This window comes from Campylobacter ureolyticus ACS-301-V-Sch3b (assembly GCF_000413435.1).
GTDB lineage: Bacteria > Campylobacterota > Campylobacteria > Campylobacterales > Campylobacteraceae > Campylobacter_B > Campylobacter_B ureolyticus_A.
Genome location: NZ_KE340326.1, coordinates 721,910 through 740,438, shown reverse-complemented (window position 1 = coordinate 740,438; position 18,529 = coordinate 721,910). Strand labels below are relative to the sequence as shown.

The window sequence follows — 18,529 nt, the reverse complement described above, 5'->3', positions numbered from 1 at the left end:
TTAATCCTTTTTATTAAGTGCGTGAGAAAACTCAGGAACTATTTCACAAAGCTTAGACTCCATATCTTTTTCATCTAAATTTAAAAGTTCATTAATTTGTGAATTCAACAAATTTAAATCATATTTTTGAGATTTTGTTACAAAAATAGATTCAAATTTGGTCTGCTTGTCATTTTCATTAATTAAAAGCTCTTCATAAAGCTTTTCACCAGGTCTTAGACCTGTAAATACAACCTTTAAATCAGTTCTGTTTGCAAGTTCAAGCATCTTTTTGGCAAGATCAGCTATTTTAACCTGTTTTCCCATATCTAAAACAAAAAGTTCACCACCTTTTGCAATACTTGCGGCTTGAAGTACAAGCTGACAGGCCTCACTTACAAGCATAAAATATCTTACTATATCAGGATGAGTTACAGTTAAATTCTCACCATTTTTAATTTGTTCTTTAAATTTTGGTATTACACTTCCACTGCTTCCTAAAACATTACCAAATCTTACTGCAACAAATTCGGTTTTTGAGTTTTGATTTAGCGCATAAAGCTCACAAATTCGCTTTGTTGTGCCCATTATACTTGTTGGACGAACAGCTTTATCTGTTGAAATTAAAACAAATCGCTTGACATTATATTTATTACTTAAATCTATCATATTTTTTGTGCCAAGAATATTATTTTTAATGGCTGATTTTATGTTAAACTCACAAAGAGGCACATGCTTATAGGCTGCCGCGTGAATAACAATATCAATATCAAACTCTTTAAAAACTTCGTCTTCAATATCTTTTAAATTAACAACACTTAAAAGTTTTAAAACATTTTTTTTGTTACTTTTGGTAATTTCATTTATTTTATAAAGATTAAATTCGCTGTGATCAAGCATAATAATACGCTTTACACCAAATTTCAAACACTGTTTGCAAATTTCACTTCCTATCGTTCCACCAGCACCTGTTACCAAAACTACTTTATCAAGCATAAATTTTTTTACAATATCATCATTTAAATCTTTTGGTTTTCTAGCAAGCAAATCCTCAATAGAAATATCTCTAATGCTCTCTTTTTCAAGCAGTGAAAAAACTTTAACATCTCTTATGCCAAAGCTTATAAGCTCGTTATGAAGTTTATTAAGCTCATCTTGTTCAAGCCTTAAAGCAATGATTGCAGTTTTTATATCTTGTTTTTTAATGTCATCTTTAAGTTTTGATTTATCCTTTACGCTAAAGCTTTCAAAAGATGTGCCAACAAGCTCTTTTCTCTCATCGTAAACACCAACTGCGTAATAATTTATATATCCTTCTTTTATACCTTGTATAATGTGAACTGCTTTTTTTGTAGCGCCAATTACAACACAAGGTTCGTTTTGATGAGATTTTTTAGAACTATCCAAAAGCATCCTTTTTATAATTCTAAATCCGCTTATTAAAATATATGATATCGCTGCATCGATTATGATAACACTTCTTGGAAAAGGATTAAAAACATCATCAAGCAATAAAAATAGGATAAAAAATGATAAAGCTGCCAAAAAATGAGCTAAGAATATTTTTTTAGCTTCATAAAGTCCAAAAAATCGCCATGGAACAAGATAAATTTTAAAGCTCCATAGATAAAATATCTTAAAAATAGCCAAGAAAATGCAACTTAATAAAAGTCCTTTTTGAAAAGCTTCAGGCATATCTCCACTAAAACGAAGATAAAATGCCCAAATAGTTGAAAAAACTGAGATAAAAAAATCAGCTATTAAAAAAAATAAAAATCTTTTTAACTTAGTTGGTTTTAAGAAATTAGTCATTTTTTATAACGCTTTTTACAATTTCGCAAATTTTATCTATTGTATTATCACTCATATCAGTTCCACTTGGAAGACAAATCCCTCTTTCAAACAGATCCTCACTAGTACCATCAATAACACTTAAAGCTCCTTGAAATACTGGTTGTAAGTGCATAGGCTTCCATAAAGGTCTGCTCTCAATATCAAATTTATTTAATTTATCTATAACTTTTAAATGAGTGTTTTTTTCTTTAAAAACTAAGGTTGTAAGCCATCTATTGCCTTTGGAATTTGGAATTTCTGGCATAAATTCAATGTCTAAATTTGATAAATTATGCTTATATTTTTCAAAAATTTCTCTTTTTTTATCTACCCTTTTTTCTAAGACTTCCATTTGCCCAACACCAATAGCTCCTAAAACATTGCTTAATCGATAATTATATCCATAAGTTTTGTGCTCATAGTGTAAAAATGGCTCTCTTGCTTGAGTGCTTAAAAATCTAGCATTTTTAACTATATCTTCATCATTTGAAACAAGCATGCCACCACCACCGCAAGTTATTATTTTATTTCCATTAAAACTATAAACTCCAACATTTCCAAGTGTTCCAAGAGCTTTATTTTTATATGTTCCACCAAGTGCTTCAGCAGCATCTTCAATAACTTTAATATTATTTTCAAAACAAATTTCTAAAATTTCATCCATTTTTGCAGCTTGACCATAAAGATGGGTTACAATTAAAGCAACAGGCTTTTTAGGAGCTTTTTTAATAGCTTTTTTTAAAAGTTCTCGGCTTAAATTCCAACTTTCATCACTATCAATGAGCAAAGGTTTGCATCTTTCATAAAATATCGGATTTAAAGACGCCATAAAAGTAAAAGTTGATCCAAGTACCAAATCACCATCTTTTATGCCAAGGCTTTTTAATGCTAGATGAAGTCCTGCTGTACCAGAACTTAGTGCAAGTGCTGATTTTACACCTGTAAAATTGCAAATACTTTTTTCAAATCTATCAACAAATTCTCCAAGTGGAGCAATATAATTGCTTTTAAAAACTTCTTCTACATATTTCTGCTCATTTTTGCCCATATTAGGTGGGCTTAAAAACACTCTTGCCATAAATTTTCCTTAAAATAAAACTGTTATTTTACTTCAAAAACATTAAGCTTTTCTTATAAATTCTGTTTTTAAAACAACAGTTCCAAGCTTATCAAGTTTGCACTCAACCTCATTTTCATTTTTTGTTAAGCGAATTTTTGCTTTAGTACCTTGCTTAACACTATTTTTAGAACCTTTTAGTTTTAAATCCTTAATAACAACTATGTTATCTCCACTTTGAAGCTCAACTCCATTTACATCAACAACTGCCATTTTTTCTCCTTTGTTATTAATTTATATTATTCTTTACATTCTTTTAATGTAAAATTTTCAATCTCTACAATATAGCCAAAAAATCTATAATCTTTATAATTTTCTTCAAAACGATTTGTATTAATACAACATTTTACAAGCCTATTACCATTGTCATCCTTGTAAAGTTTGTTTATACTTTTTACAACTCCAACTAGGCTGTATGGATTAATTGCTCTACAATGCCCATCGTAATATAACTCTATGTTAAACTTATCTATTTTTAACTCGACATCTAAATCTACACTCCAGTCAATCTTATCTCTGACACTAAAAGATTTTCCACAGCAATCAAACTCCCAAGACTCATAATAGATAAAAATACTTTTTTTATCCAAAAGACTTTTTAGTTTCAAATTTTTTATTACTTTTGCTGGAACTCCAACAACAACGCTATTTGCTGGGACATTGTTTATCACAACTGCACCTGCGCCTACTACTGAGTTTTTACCAATTTTAATATTTTGAATTACAGAACTTCCAATGCCCAAATGGCAAAACTCCCCAACCACTACGCCACCAGCTAGTGCTGAATTTGGACTAATGTGTGCAAATTTTTTAATCACGCATTCATGCTCTATAACAGCAGCTGAATTTATAATGACTCCATCTTTTATTATTGCATCTGGATTTATTATAGCTCCAGCCATTACAACTACGCCTTGGTTTATAACAGCACTTTTTGAAATAACTGCTTTTGGGTGAATTAAACTAACTACATTAAAGCCTAAATTAAGTACTTTTTCTTGTAATTTTGCTCTAATTTTGTTATCTCCAACTGCGATTATAATATCAAATTTGGCTAAATTTTTACTAAATTTAAGCCCTTTTTTATCATCTAAAAAAATTATATTTTCATATCCGTTTAATCTAGCAATTTCGCCTACAACTTTTCCATGACCACCGCTTCCATAGATATAAATACTTTTAGTTTGAACCATTAAATTCCTCCGCAGTAGCCATACCTTTTTTCGAAATGCCCTCTTTTTTTATAACTTTTTTTATAGTTAAAAACAGTATTTTTAGATCAAGCAAAAAGTTTAAATTTGATGCATAAAAACTATCGTAACGAAATTTGTTTTTCCAAGAAATCTCATTTCTGCCATTAACTTGCGCTAAGCCAGTAATTCCTGGGCGAACGCTGTGACGAAGCCTTTGTTTTGGAGAATAAAGAGTTAAATATTTTTCAAGCAAAGGCCTTGGACCTATGAAACTCATATCTCCTTTTAAGACATTGAAAAGTTGAGGAAGCTCATCAAGACTAGTTGAGCGTATTTTGGCTCCAAATTTGCCAAGCCTAAGTTCATCACTAAGCAAATTTCCATTTTCATCTTTTTCATCACTCATCGTTTTAAATTTGTAAATTTTAAAAAGTTTTTCATTAAGCCCTGGGCGAATTTGCTTAAAAATTGGCTCTTTTGAAATTTTATTTTTGATTAAAAAATATAAGATTATCATGATAGGTAAAGTTATAATTATTAAAATTAAACTTCCTAAAATGTCAAAAAACCGCTTAAAAAACGCTCTATACATCAATAAATTTCCTATAAATTTCTAAATATTTTTTAACAACAATCTTTTCATCGTATTTTTGCAAAACTTCATCTCGTGCGTTTTTACCAAATTCATATGCCATTTTTTCATTATTTGCCAAAATTTCAATTTTTTTGGCTAAATCACTAGAGTTTTTTGGCTCGCATAAAAGACCATTAAAGCCATCTTTTATAGCTTCATTGCACCCTGTTACATTGTTTACAACACAAGGTTTTTGCATGCTCATAGCTTCTAAAACAGTTCTTGGAAAACCCTCTTTATAGCTTGGCAAAACAAACATATAAGCTCCTTTTAAAAGCTGGGCAATCTCATCACTCCATTTTATCCAACTTACATTTTTATTTTCCAAAAATTTTTTATCGGCACTACTTTTATTTCCCTCATAAGTATCTCCCACAAAGACAAATTTAAGATCATTTCTGTTTTTTAAAAGCTGTGCTGCTTCATAAAATTCTCTTATGCCTTTATGCCACAAAGCTCGCCCTATCATTAAAACTATTTTTTTATCACTTTTATAATCATAAGCTTTTACTTTTTGTGGATCAAATTTTAAAGAATCAATTCCAACGCTTTTTACTATGAAGGTTTTTTGTTTTAAAATTAAATTTTTATCTAAAAAGTAGCTTGGATCAGCCTCATTTACAAATATACATGCATTACTCAAATTTAAACTTTTTTTATAAAGTCTTTCCATAGTAAAACGCACAAAGCGTGATTTAAAGTTATTATCAACATAAAAGCTTCCAAGTCCTTCGATTAAATTTATAATAACTCTAATCCCGGCTTTTTTTGCTGCATAAGTTCCAAAAACATTTGATTTATGAGCTGAAGTTTGAAGCATGTCTAAATTTAAGTTTTTTAAAATTTGTGCTAAATCTCGTGAGTTTTTTGCTATTTTAAATGGATTTAAGCTAGCCTTATCAATTTCATAATTTATAGCCCTAAACTCTGATTTTATAACTTCATCCATAATTCCTTTTGGATAAATAGCATAAACTTCATGTCCAAGATCTTTTAAAGCTCTCATTATAGGAGCACGAAATAAAGCTATGCTTAAATCAGAATGAGATAAAAAACCAATTTTCACTACTTTTCCTTAAATTTTTAATTTATAAACTTTTGCAAGTGGCGTTAAAATAACTGGTTCAAAAAGCTTTTCATCATAATTTTCTAAATAAAAAAGCTGAACATAGCTCGATTTTAGCGCTTCATCATCTAATATTATAAAAGTTCCATCATTTTTTACTAAAATTAAGCTTAAAAATCCATCTTTATTTAAGTGAGTAACATTTTTACTAAATTTGCCATCTTTGTTTTCAACTTCATAAAAAGTTTTTATATTAAAGCTTTGATCTGCTAATTTTAGAGTTTTTAAATCAGGCGATAAAACAATGCCATTATTTAGTAAAATTCCATCTGCAGAGCCTGAAACAGCATAAGAGGTATTAAAAAATGGTTTATTTTTACTCTTGCCAGTTTTTAAATCCAAATTTGAAAATAAAACAACAGTATCAAAAATATTTGACATTCTTTTTGGCAGATAATAATAAACATCCCTTGTTTTTTTAGGCAAAGTAAAGTCCCTAAAACTAAGACTTAGAAGTAAATCATCAGCATCTTTAAGATTATAGTCTTTTAAAATTTGATCTAGTATGTTTGGGAATTTTTCTTTATATTGTTTTTCTGTGTATTCTACAATAAGTCTTGCCATATTTGCAGAACTTACCTCATCTTTAAAAAGGGCAAAGCTTACTGGAAAATTTTGATTTCCAAGATGTTTTCCACCATCAATTAGAGTTTTAACATCACTATAATAGCGAATCGGATAGCCATAATCCCACCAAGCAAGTGCATAATCCTCTCTATTGGCAATATTTTTAAGATTGTTTAAAACCTCAACCTCTGGAGCAAAAAACACTGTTGGGCTTTTATACTCTTTAATATGTAAAATTGCAGGAATAGAGCAAAGGATTGCCAAAATAAATGAGATTATAATATTCAAGCCATCCTTAAATTTAAAACTTTTTACAATAAAATAAAGAAAATATCCTAGCCCTAGCCCCATAATAGGTACTGCATAAATAGTAAATCTAAGACCAGCTTTTAAGGCTAAAAAACCAAGTCCTAAAATTGGAAGTGAGAGTAAAAATGCTCTATTTTTAAAACACAATAAAACATATCCTAAAACTGATAAAAAAAATAACGCCGCTTCTGAACTAATCCTATCCATAAAATAATCATAATCAATAATGCCTGATTCTTGGATAGTTTGATTAACATTAAAAAATATATAATTTGTGGTTTTTATCTCTGATAAATCTCTTAAAATATAAAACTGAAGGTTAAAAAATACAGAGTTTAATCCTCCTAAAATAGCAAATATTGCAAAAACTACTCCACCAATAATGGCTGATTTTTTAAAACTAAGTCCTTTTTTAAATATAAAATAAAGTGCTAAAATGGCTATAAATTTTATAAAAATAGCTATATTTATAAGTGCGACTAAATATAAAATAAGATTTTGATAATTTGCTAAAACCTTTCTTTGAAAAACTAATGTATAAAGAAAAAATGTCCCAAATAAAGCCAAATTTAGAGTAAAAGATGATGGATACCACCAAAGGCTAATTAAGACAAACAAAGGAGCTATTATACAAGGTTTTTCTTTTAATGATGCTCTTATAAGCCCCCAAAGCACAAAGCAAGGAAGAACGATATTTAGCATATCAGTATCATAATATCCTGCCATGGTGCGGTTATAATATGAGTTTGCAATAACGCTTGTAAAAGAAGCAATTATTCCTGTGGGGATGGCTTTAAACTCTTTTGATATAAGAAGTAGTGGAATTACTAAAAGTGAGCTTAAAACTACGCTCATATATAAAATCACACTTTCAAACTCAAATGGTAAAATTTTTGCTACAAAAGCTGTAAATTTAGACATTGAGTGATCTACATAACTTAAATCATTTGGTTGATGAAAACCTGCTATTATATCCCTTGCTCCTTCTGCAAAAGCATATCCATCGTTGGTATTTATCATAACAATATCATCAAATTTCATCTCGCTAAACTCACCAGCCCACCAAACCCAATAAAGCCTACAAACAACACCAAATAAAAAAGCTATTATTATAAAAGTACTAACCCAAGTTTTATTATTAAAGTCAAATTTAGTCATTTATTTCCTTAAATTATTGTAAAATTTCCAAATTCTAGCACAAATTTTATAACCAAAACAAAAATAAAGCAAAAAGTAAATTTTATGAGTAAATTTTACATTTTTATTAAATAAAGTTTCTATGAAATCTTTAAATTTAAGAGGTTTTTTATATGGTTTATAATCATCACCAAATCGAACTGCTGCTGCTAAATTTACTAAATTTTCATAAAAATTTATAGCACGTAAAGTTTTTTTATCATTTATAAAATTAGATTTTAAATCATTTAAAGCCTTAAACATGAAAAGATTTTTTTGGCTAAAAACATTAGTTCTTGAAATAGAATCACTTCTTAAAAGATAAAAATAATCTTTTTTATCACAAAATACTACTTTCTTTGCATTTTTAAAAATATATGGAATAGTTGCTAAATCTTCTGAAATTTCGCCTTTTGGAAAGCGCAAACCATTAAAAAGCTCTTTTTTAAAAAGTTTTCTAGTTGCGCCAATATCATAAAGCTTACTATAAAAAATTTGTGATAAAAACTCATCTTTTTCATGAGTTAAAACACTGTCATTTTCATCTATTTTTGCCGAAATTTCATCCTCGTTATTTCCAAAAACATATTTAAAGCTTGTAATTGATATATCAGAGTTGGTTCTTAAAGACAAATTTAATAAATTCTCTATATAGTAAGGACTTACAAAATCATCACTATCAACAAAACTTACCCATTCCCCACTCATTACATCAAGTCCTGCATTTCTTGCATCACTAAGTCCGCCATTTGTTTTATGAATAACTTTTATACGGTTATCTTTTTGGGCAAATTCATCACAAATTTTACCTGAGTTATCACTACTTCCATCATCAACTAAGATAATTTCTAAATTTTCATAAGTTTGCTTTATAATACTTTGAATACTTTTTTTAAGATATTTTTCTACATTATAAACTGGAACTATAACTGAGATTAAGCAAATCATTTAAAACTTTCATAAATTTTTTCTAATTTTTTGGCTTCTGTTTTTATATCAAATCCTTTTTCTGCTAAAATTTTTAAACTATTTTTTTCTCTAAGAAAGTTGGAATTTAAAATTTCATTTACCCATAAATCAATATTTTCAATAGTTAAAAAACTACAATTATCTATAAATTTGATCTCTTTTGAAACCCTGTCCGAAACTAAGCATTTTAATCCATTAGCTTGAGCCTCTACTAATACTATAGGAAAACCTTCAAATAGGCTTGGCAAAATAAAAATGTCAAATAAACTATAAATTTTATTTACATTATCAATGTTTCCTAGAAAAATAATATTATCACAAACACCAACATCATTAGAATAGTTTTTAATCTCGTCAAAAAGCTCGCCATCTCCTGCTAACAAAAGATAAAAGTTATGATCTTTTTCTAAAACCTTTTTAAATACATCGATTATAAATTTATGATTTTTCTCTTTTGAAAATCTACCAATATGTCCTATAATTTTTTTATTAAAAAGATTGTTTTTTTCAAAAAAATGCTTTTTGAAATTCTCATCAAAAACAAAATCATTTAAATTTATGGCGTTATGAATTATTGTAAATTTTCTATTTTTAAAAACATATTTTCCAGTATTTTTACCACATGCAAAGTATGTGTTAGCAAAACTACAAACTAAAAACCTTCTTATTCTATGCTTAAAATCTACTTTAGTCTGATAGGCATGAGAATGAGCTATTATGGTTTTTATACCAACAAGTTTGGCTATAAAATATGGAAGTGGGGATAAATAATTACAATGAAAAATGCCATTTTTATTTTCTTTTAAAATTTTAAAAACAGTTTTTATATAAGATAATTTATCTTTATAATAATCAGGTGTTAATACTAGCTTTGCATTTAAATATTTAATCTTATCGTATGGTATTTGCATAGAGCTTTTACTGGTTACAAATATAAAATTAAACTTATTTTTATCTAGGTTTTCACAATAGCTTAATATTATCTTCTCCACTCCTCCACCATTCATAAGACCTATGAAAAATATTATTGTAGTTTTTTCCATTTTATACCCTGCTTTCATAGTATTTATAAGTATGCGTGTTAATCCTTTTTTCTTCTGGTGGCAATTTCATATAATCACCATAATAAATTCTTAAAATAGTATCATAGTTTTGAACAGCCATTAGTTTAAAATTTTCAAAGCTCACATCAATATAGTTTTTAAAATCATTCTTATCATAAATCTCCTTTAGCCCATCTGAGAAAATACCACATTTTTTTGTAGTTATATTTTTATATTTTAATATTGTTTCTTTTAAAATTCTTATTAGATATTTTTTTGTAAAAAACACTCTTGAAATGCAAAATAACGGAAAAAACAAAGAAAATTTAGCTATTTTTTTCAAAAAGCTTCCTGGTGATAAAATCATATTAAAATTTCTATATATAAGCAAATGTTGTATTAAAGATATTTTTCTTAAATGTCTTTTTGGCTCTTTTTCTGGCAAATTATCAATGGGAAAAATATCAACAAACACACCAAACAAATTGCACTTTAAGCGATATTTGTCTTTTTCTATAGCCAAAGTATTCTTATAGCAAATTTTGGAAAAATTTAAGATAAAGCCACTATCAAAATCCAATAAATCATACTTATCATCTTTTTTAATGATTTCTATGAGCTTGTCGTAATTGTCTCTTGTTAGCATTATATCCATGTCATCATCCCATGGAATAAATCCTTTATGCCTAATAGCTCCTATTAATGTGCCATAAGCTAAAGAATACTTTATATTGTTTTCTCTACAAACTTTATCTATATAGCACATCATTTCAAGCATTTTTTCTTTTGCCTCATCAAGGCTAATTTCTACTAAATTTTCCATTTAGCTTTTCCTTTAATTCATCTATATCTTTTATATCATCTAATTCGCATACATAATTTGGATCTATAAACTTAGAGTATATAGATATTTTATCTATTAATTTAGCAATAACATTATCATAATATAGCTTAGAATCTAAAAAATAATCATCATCTAAATTATATATCTCATCTTTTATTATCTTTGCATCTTCTTTTGTAAAATAGCTAATCCCAAGTAAGCTTGGCTTTTCATCTGTGCATATTTTTATATCAAAAACTCTATCTTTTTCATCTGCGCAAACAATCCATTCAGCTTTTTGTGTTTTTCTTCTTAATGTTGTGTAGTATGTAGATCTGGTTTCTAAACTAAATATATTTTTTAACAATACAACATCAGCATCTATAATAAAACTATCTGAAAAATAATCTATTGCCAATTTAAAAGAATAAGCATTATTTTTAGTTGCAAAATCTGAATTAAAGATTAAATTTATATTTTTATACTTATCTTTTAAATATAAAAATTGCTCACTTAAATAACCTATAACTATATGTATTTCATCTATGCCTATTTCATTTAAATATCTTATAGTTCTTTCTAAATTTGGTACATTATCAACTAAAAAAAGAGATTTATGTGTAGTTTTTGTATACTCTTTTAATCTTGATCCAAGACCAGCTGCCATTATTATTGCATTACTCACTAGCTATCCTTTATTATTTATATTTGTAAGCATACTTCCTGTTATTATAAATAAAGCAAGTATAAAAGTTGTTAGCATAAATTGTCCACTTATAAAAAACATTATTAAAACAGTCCAAGCAGAGTATGATATATTTAATCCCATAGCTTTAAGCACACCTATTTTTTTTATTGCGGCATAATAAAACAAGTATGAGATAGTTCCAAAAATAGAAGCTAAAAAAACTATATTAAAATCTTTGGCTTGAAAGCTAGTGTTAAAATCTGTATATAAAAAATAGATAAAGGCTATAAAACAATATGTAGTAAAACTAATACCTTGCCTTATACAAAGTGCAGAAAATTCACTAAGTGAGCTATCTTTAATAAAAGCTTTTTTTATAATAACACATTCACTTCCCCAAGAAAGAGCTGTTATAAGTGCAAAAACAAATCCTAATATACTAATATTAAATTTAATATTTAAAGAATAAAGTAAAATTGTAGAAACAATAGCTATAAAAAGACCTATCTTGCCTATTAAATTTAACTTTTCTTTTAATAAAAACCTTGCTAATAGTGCTGCAATTACTGGATAAGTTATACTAATGCAAGTAGCTAAAGCTGGTCCTATCAAAGATATAGCAATGATATATGAACCCATTCCAATAGGTCCGCCAATAAGACCAGCAAAAATTACTATTTTAAAACTATCACTTTTAACTATGTTTTTAAAATTTGAAGTTTTTGAAAAAGATGATTTTATGGATAATAATAAAAATCCAAAACCATCATGTATAAAAGCTGTAAGTAAGATAAGTAAAGTTGAATAAGATAATAATACTGTATCTATACTCCAAAATATACCACTAAAAAGACCTAATAAAAATCCACTCAAAATATTTTCCTATCAAAGGCTTGTTTAAACCTATTATCAACATATGATGTCAAATCTTCTCCCGCGCTCATTTTTGCAAGTCCCCATACAGACCATAAAATATCTTGAATGCTTTTAAAAATATCAATCTTGATAACTTCATCATTTTTTAAACCATAGCTTTTTATAAGCTTTTCATCTTCTTGTTTGTTAAAATTGCTCTCAACTGATATAAAAGCAACATCCCAAATAGGATCATTTAAACCTGAGTATTCCCAGTCTATAAAATAGAGTTTTTTTATACTATTATCAGGATTTTTTATAGCTAAAATATTTTCAGGCACTATATCCCCATGAGTTGGAGTATAAATAAAGCTTTTATTGTATAAATCCATATTTATTTCAATTAATTTGTTTTTTAACTTTTCAAATAAAATAAGTCCATCTTTTAAAAATTTATGATTTTTATACTCACTAGAAAGCAAAGATAGATATTTATCCATCTCTTTAAATGCATCAAAATGATTTGTAAATAGCATGTTTGAGCTATGGATGTTTTTAATATCTTTACCAATTTCTTTTATATACTCTCTTGCGGTTTGTGGACTTAAAGTTTTTGCCTCTTCTAAAAATTTAGTTATTTTTATTCCTGATTTGTCATTAAAATAAACTGTTTCTACATTAAACCCACTCTTAAAACTTAAAATTTGATTGTTTTTTTCATTTATTCTATTTATTATGCTATTTGCATTTTTTCCAGGAATTCTAAAAACAAATTTATCATTGTCGCAAACAACAAGATAGTTTTTATTGGTCATTCCTCCGATAAAAATAATTTTATTAACTTTGCAATCTGTAAAAATCTCTTTGAATTTTTGCTCTATTTTAACACTATTCATATACTGCACCATTTTTTTCATTATTGATCATTTTGTTGATGCGTCTTTTTAAACGCATTCTTTCAAATTTGGCATAAGCATGACAACCAAAACAGATAAAAAATATAATTTTTATCTTTAATTTTAAATTTATATTTTTATTAAAAAGTAAAACAAATAATCTTTTATTATTTATATTTTTACTTACTTCATTAAACAAAATCCTTTCATTATCTGAAGAAATCTTTATTTTAGGTAAATCTGTCAAAGGCGATAGAGCTTTAATATCTTTTAAAACATTTTTTATAGATAAATTATTACAAAAGTATCTATCTAGACTATCTAAAGCCTCATATCCTTGCATATTTTTCTTAGAAAAACCTGACTTTGTTGTTGAATTTTGCCTACAATAATAAAAATAATCTACCACATTACAAAATGCCACTTTTTTTGATTGACTAGTGATAATTGGCATCAATTCAAAATCTTCATAAATTTTACCTTTTGTAAATCTGTTATTGTAAAATAAATCTTTTTTATATATTTTTGACCATGGGCTTACAGAGTAGTACTTTCCATAAAGCATATTTTTTACGGCTTCATCTGGATTATGAAGTAACACTTCTTGATTTGATATTTTACTTGATGATAATTTGGTATTTTCATTAAAAAATCTAACAAATGAAGTTATAGCTATATCTACATCATATTTGTTTACTAAATAGTGCAAATTTTCTATATAGTAAGGACTTACAAAATCATCACTATCAACAAAACTCACCCACTCTCCATTCATAATATCCAAGGCTTTGTTTCTAGCATCTGCTTGACCGCCATTTGTTTTATGAATAACTTTTATACGGTTATCTTTTTGGGCAAACTCATCACAAATTTTACCTGAGTTATCACTACTGCCATCATCAACTAAGATAATTTCTAAATTTTTATAAGTTTGATCTACAATGCTTTGGATGCATTTTTTAAGATATTTTTCTACATTATAGACTGGAACTACTATAGAAATTAAAGGATTATTTTGCATTATCAACCTTTAAATTTGATATCAAAAAATTCTTAGAAAGCTCTCTTTGCTCTTTAATAATTTCATTAACTTTTTTATAATTTATATTTTTTTGACTAAAATTATTATAATCTATAATTCTATCAAATAAATCAAACATTTCAAATAAAGAATAAAATCTATCAGCCCCTCTTTCTTTATTTATGAAAGTATAAAATGGTTTATTAAACAAAATCGAAAAAACACATCCATGAAAAGAATCTGTTATTACGGTATCTGCTTCATAAATGCTTTTTAGCCACTCTTTAATAGATATAATATCACTGGATAAATTTCCATCATTTATCTCATAAATTTCTAAGTTCTTATCTTTTGCAAAATCAGTGATAAGTGTTTGTTTTTCTAAACTTTTGTCTAATACATAGGCAAAAACCTTACCTTTTGAATTTGATGTTTTTATATATTTAAAAAGTTTTTTGTACTCATCTATTTCAAGCATCATAGTTGGATCTAAAACCCAAGTTGCATCAACTCCAAAAGTTTCTTTACATACCTTTATGCCACTTTTTTCTCTAACAGAAATGGCTCTAAATTTTTTAAAATTCTTTGCATGAAATTCCTCTTTATAGCCACTATATTTTGCTCCTCCAAAAGAAGCAGCGTATGAAAGCTTTATAACATTGTCATTTAAAAACCCCAATGAAAAACTATCTTTATAAAGCCAAAAATATTCTGGTCTAAAAACCTGATCGCTTCCTACTATACAAGCATCAAATTTATATCTTTTAAAGACTTTATTTAATTGCTTAGCGCTATTTATTTTTGATGTTAAAGGTATGTTTTCTAAAATAAACCTTTCAAATTTTTTATATTGTTTCTTTTTAAAAACCACATTTTTATATTTTTTATAATATATAATTTTTGCTATTAAAAATTTTAAATAATTAAGACTAAATCTGCTCTCATTTGGCTCTAAATTTAATAACTTCGCACTAAATCCACACTCATTTAAAAATTTCACTAAAGCAAAAGCTTGCAAAATTCCACCGTAATTATTTAAAAGCGGAAGTGTAAAAACTGCTATTTTCAAACTGTTTTCCTTAAAATATGCTTTTTAAAAAGATAAATAATGGTATCTTTTCTTGCTTTTAATTTTATCTGTTTTTTTAATTTTTTAAGCTTTATTTCATCCATTTTTTTATCTTTTAAACTTTGTTTTTGAATATCTTTTTTTATTCTTACTATTTTTTTATTTAAAATATTTTGTTTATCATAAAAATAAAAGCTATTTTTTTCATTTATAGCACCGTTTTGTGATTTTACCACTAAATTTGGATCTATTTTTTTATAAAAAACATCATTTTTATCAACATTTTTTAAAATTTCATCAAAAATTTTATTTCTCACAATTAGCAAAGAGTGTCCTGAATAATCTTTTATCTTTTCATCAAGCCAAGCATCCATTAAAGTTACATCCGCACATTTTGCAAAAACATCTATGCAGTTATTACAAGCAAGTGGCGTAAAAGCCCTACTTGTCCAATACTTAAAAGCTGATTTATCCCTATAATCAATCGCTAAATCGCCATTTATATCTTCAAACTCAAAAGCAAACCCATACGCTGTTTTATGTGGAATCTTTTTTCTAAAATTTACACTTTTAATCAAAGTTTTATTTTTAAAAGTCTCATCTGCAATTTGCTGTGCAAAATCTTTACTCTTCATTTGACCGCAAACCAAGCCTACTATAAATTTTATTCTATTTTTAGCTTTATGATTGTTTTTTTGAAAAAGTCTTATGGCTTTTGCAAAACATGGAAGTGCTGTTATTGCGTATCTTTTATCGTTTTTTAAAACGTATTCTAAAACCTCATCCATAGAGACTGGGTAATAAACTGAACCTCTACTTTCATCTATCTCATCTTCATTCTTAAAAACATTAAATTTAAATAGTTTATTTGGATCATCATTTGGCTTAACTGTTAAAATTTCATCAACTAAATCAAGCTCTAAAAGTTTTTTAAGCAAATAATTTCCCGCTCCACCACTTGCCGAGCAGAGTTTTTCTTTTAAATTTAATTTTGAAAACTCGTATGTGTTTATAAAATATCCAATGTGTTGCTTATATTCTGATTCATAAAATAACTCTTTTGATAAAATGTCCTCATACTGTTCTTTTTCGTAAAAAGGACACACTTTTAAACACAACGAACACTTTTTTAAACATCCTGAAATTTCTTTTGGTTCATATAAACCACTACTATTGAAATCCATAGATAAAACATTTACAGGACATATCGAAACACAAGCTCCACAACCTATGCATCTATTTTCTTTTACTACGAGTTCTATAATATTTGGTTTCATATATTGCCTTTATTTTTTACAACTAAAGACCTTATTAGACTTTTTTCATATTCATTCATAGATATAAAATAACTTATTAAAGTGTATAAAATAATAAAAAATATCATACTTATGAAAAATAACTTTTCATCCATAAATTTAAAAAATAGATTAAATAAAATAAATAAAACGAGCTGTGGAAAAAAATTATAAAATATATTTTTCCAAAATTTAAAAATATTTAGACCAATTTTTTTATAATACCAATTAACAATAACTCCATTTACCATTAAAAAAGACATACAAATACTAAAAGCAACACCATAATAACCATATATTTTTACAAAATAAATAGAAGAGATAATGCTTAAAATAGCACCTACTAAAGCAGATAAAGATCTAAATGCATACTTATTTTTAGCTTGTAAAATACTAATACCTAAATTCTGCACAAGAGGAATAGCAAGAGGAATCATTATAATAACGGTTAAATAATAGGCATCTTGATACTCTTTACCAGCCCAAATTTCAATAAATTTTTTACCAAATAAAATAAATCCAAAAAGCATACAAAAAATAATATACCCTTGAAGTCTTCCTATCTTTATCATCTCATCAGTTAAAATGTCATTGCTTACGCCACTTGAAACCATTTGAGAAATTTTTGGTAAAAAAACACTGCTAATTGCAGTTGAAAGCATTATAAACATACCATTAAAAAGTATAGATATGGCAAAAATACCAACTTCTTTGGCACCAAGAGCAGACCCTACTATAAGCTGTCCAAAATTCCAATTAATCTGATCAACAATAGCTGCAATAAAAACAAAAACAGAATAGCTCAAAATTATTTTTAAAGCTTTGAATTTAAAATTAAAAATATCTATTTTTATACCAATATTTTTTCTATAATAAAGTATTATAAAAAAAGTATATAATATATTTAAAATTGTTATTGAGATTATTATTTGTGTTGATTTAAAACCAGCAAATAGCACAAAAGCAATGATAACAGGTGTTAATAGCGATCTTAAAATTCCCATTTTTTTCATAAATATAAATTTTTCATAAGCATTTAATATAGATGAAAAAATGCTGCAAGGAAGTAAAAAAGCCATATTAAATATAAGAAGTAAAATGATATTTTTTAAAGTTTTTATCTCATAAGCATCAAAGGAATTTTTAAAAATAATATCAATATTATTCAAAAAAACAACACCAAAAACAACAACTAAAAAACTCATAAAAATATAAAAACTAAAAACAGTTGAATATAGTATTTTTTGCTTATTTGTTTGGTTTTTTATCAAAAATTTAGAAGTAAAAACAATAATCGCATTTCCTAAACCAAAATCAAATATAGCAATGTAACCCATTATGCTTAAAGCAAGCGAATAAAGTCCAAATTCGCTTTGCCCAAGCATTTTAATAACAAAAGGTGTGTAAAAAATCATCACAACGGTGCTTATAAAAATATTTATATACGTTAAAATAGCACCTTGTTTTCTTTGCAATTTTTAATCACCTAGAATTAATTAAGTATTTTACTTTCTACTTTTTTAAATACTTCATATTTTACACTAAAATCTATCGGCACATAAAATACAAGTGGATAATTTGAGTTATAACGAACTATCAAATTTGGATCAAAGCTTAAAAAACTAAGCTTTTTTGGCTCGCTGCAAAGCATCATAGTTGAGGCTATCTCATCACTTCCACTAAGTTTAAAATACTCATATCCATAGCCTTGAAGTATTTTTTTTTCTAAATTAAGCCCCATAAAAGAGTGAGCGTTGCAATCTAACATCATCTCTTTTCCAAAAAACACTTTTACTAAATACTCATCTTCATTTTCTAAAGACTTAAGTGTTAAAATAACTTGCTTTTCTCCATTTTCAGTCTTTGGAAAAATGCTAGTATCAAAACCAAATATTGTACTTGTCATGATTAAAAATCCTAAAATAAATCTCATTTT

General features: G+C 26.8%; 18 protein-coding genes and 1 pseudogene. All 19 read right to left on the bottom strand.

Features of this window, described 5'->3' with window-relative positions; genetic code table 11:
* On the bottom strand, positions 1-1,791 hold the full coding sequence (gene pglF, locus HMPREF9309_RS03775) for a UDP-N-acetylglucosamine 4,6-dehydratase (configuration-retaining) (protein ID WP_016646598.1): 1,791 nt from the start codon (positions 1,789-1,791) through the stop codon (positions 1-3).
* Positions 1,784-2,890, bottom strand: coding sequence for a UDP-N-acetylbacillosamine transaminase (gene pglE / locus HMPREF9309_RS03770; RefSeq protein WP_016646597.1), 1,107 nt, complete (start codon positions 2,888-2,890; stop codon positions 1,784-1,786). Before pglE ends, pglF begins: the two co-directional genes overlap by 8 nt.
* 42 nt (positions 2,891-2,932) lie before the next feature.
* Positions 2,933-3,142, bottom strand: a complete 210-nt coding sequence (locus tag HMPREF9309_RS03765; protein ID WP_016646596.1) for an alkylphosphonate utilization protein — start codon at positions 3,140-3,142, stop codon at positions 2,933-2,935.
* A 26-nt stretch (positions 3,143-3,168) separates the two neighbouring features.
* Positions 3,169-3,519, bottom strand: a complete 351-nt coding sequence (locus tag HMPREF9309_RS09260) for a DUF6578 domain-containing protein (RefSeq protein ID WP_331270858.1) — start codon at positions 3,517-3,519, stop codon at positions 3,169-3,171.
* A 21-nt stretch (positions 3,520-3,540) separates the two neighbouring features.
* Positions 3,541-4,122: pseudogene (locus HMPREF9309_RS09135) on the bottom strand (acetyltransferase); the annotation flags it as partial.
* Positions 4,109-4,714, bottom strand: a complete 606-nt coding sequence (gene pglC / locus HMPREF9309_RS03755; RefSeq protein ID WP_016646594.1) for an undecaprenyl phosphate N,N'-diacetylbacillosamine 1-phosphate transferase — start codon at positions 4,712-4,714, stop codon at positions 4,109-4,111. The pseudogene HMPREF9309_RS09135 and the gene pglC, both read right to left, overlap by 14 nt.
* Positions 4,707-5,822: a glycosyltransferase family 4 protein gene (locus HMPREF9309_RS03750; protein WP_016646593.1), complete on the bottom strand. Its 1,116-nt coding sequence runs from the start codon at positions 5,820-5,822 to the stop codon at positions 4,707-4,709. The genes pglC and HMPREF9309_RS03750 overlap by 8 nt, the downstream gene beginning before the upstream one ends.
* A 9-nt stretch (positions 5,823-5,831) precedes the next feature.
* Positions 5,832-7,916: an STT3 domain-containing protein gene (locus tag HMPREF9309_RS03745; protein WP_016646592.1), complete on the bottom strand. Its 2,085-nt coding sequence runs from the start codon at positions 7,914-7,916 to the stop codon at positions 5,832-5,834.
* Positions 7,917-8,882, bottom strand: a complete 966-nt coding sequence (locus tag HMPREF9309_RS03740) for a glycosyltransferase family 2 protein (RefSeq protein ID WP_016646591.1) — start codon at positions 8,880-8,882, stop codon at positions 7,917-7,919.
* Positions 8,879-9,946, bottom strand: a complete 1,068-nt coding sequence (locus HMPREF9309_RS03735) for a glycosyltransferase (protein ID WP_016646590.1) — start codon at positions 9,944-9,946, stop codon at positions 8,879-8,881. Before HMPREF9309_RS03735 ends, HMPREF9309_RS03740 begins: the two co-directional genes overlap by 4 nt.
* 1 nt (position 9,947) lies before the next feature.
* Positions 9,948-10,769: a LicD family protein gene (locus HMPREF9309_RS03730; protein ID WP_016646589.1), complete on the bottom strand. Its 822-nt coding sequence runs from the start codon at positions 10,767-10,769 to the stop codon at positions 9,948-9,950.
* The gene (locus HMPREF9309_RS03725; protein ID WP_016646588.1) at positions 10,747-11,454 is read right to left on the bottom strand and encodes an NTP transferase domain-containing protein; all 708 of its coding nucleotides are present in this window, start codon (positions 11,452-11,454) and stop codon (positions 10,747-10,749) included. The genes HMPREF9309_RS03730 and HMPREF9309_RS03725 overlap by 23 nt, the downstream gene beginning before the upstream one ends.
* Positions 11,455-11,457: 3 nt before the next feature.
* The gene (locus HMPREF9309_RS03720; protein WP_016646587.1) at positions 11,458-12,330 is read right to left on the bottom strand and encodes a DMT family transporter; all 873 of its coding nucleotides are present in this window, start codon (positions 12,328-12,330) and stop codon (positions 11,458-11,460) included.
* The gene (locus tag HMPREF9309_RS03715; RefSeq protein ID WP_016646586.1) at positions 12,327-13,208 is read right to left on the bottom strand and encodes a choline kinase family protein; all 882 of its coding nucleotides are present in this window, start codon (positions 13,206-13,208) and stop codon (positions 12,327-12,329) included. Before HMPREF9309_RS03715 ends, HMPREF9309_RS03720 begins: the two co-directional genes overlap by 4 nt.
* Positions 13,201-14,229, bottom strand: a complete 1,029-nt coding sequence (locus HMPREF9309_RS03710) for a glycosyltransferase family 2 protein (RefSeq protein WP_016646585.1) — start codon at positions 14,227-14,229, stop codon at positions 13,201-13,203. Before HMPREF9309_RS03710 ends, HMPREF9309_RS03715 begins: the two co-directional genes overlap by 8 nt.
* The gene (locus tag HMPREF9309_RS03705) at positions 14,219-15,298 is read right to left on the bottom strand and encodes a polysaccharide pyruvyl transferase family protein (protein WP_016646584.1); all 1,080 of its coding nucleotides are present in this window, start codon (positions 15,296-15,298) and stop codon (positions 14,219-14,221) included. The genes HMPREF9309_RS03710 and HMPREF9309_RS03705 overlap by 11 nt, the downstream gene beginning before the upstream one ends.
* Positions 15,295-16,575 (bottom strand): Coenzyme F420 hydrogenase/dehydrogenase, beta subunit C-terminal domain, encoded by a 1,281-nt coding sequence (locus tag HMPREF9309_RS03700; protein ID WP_016646583.1) that lies wholly within the window; start codon positions 16,573-16,575, stop codon positions 15,295-15,297. The genes HMPREF9309_RS03705 and HMPREF9309_RS03700 overlap by 4 nt, the downstream gene beginning before the upstream one ends.
* A complete protein-coding gene (locus HMPREF9309_RS03695) occupies positions 16,572-18,068 on the bottom strand; it encodes a lipopolysaccharide biosynthesis protein (RefSeq protein WP_016646582.1) in 1,497 nt (498 codons plus the stop codon). The genes HMPREF9309_RS03700 and HMPREF9309_RS03695 overlap by 4 nt, the downstream gene beginning before the upstream one ends.
* 17 nt (positions 18,069-18,085) lie before the next feature.
* Complete coding sequence (locus tag HMPREF9309_RS03690; protein ID WP_016646581.1) at positions 18,086-18,526, bottom strand: ecotin family protein; 441 nt, start codon at positions 18,524-18,526, stop codon at positions 18,086-18,088.
* Positions 18,527-18,529 lie beyond the last annotated feature (3 nt).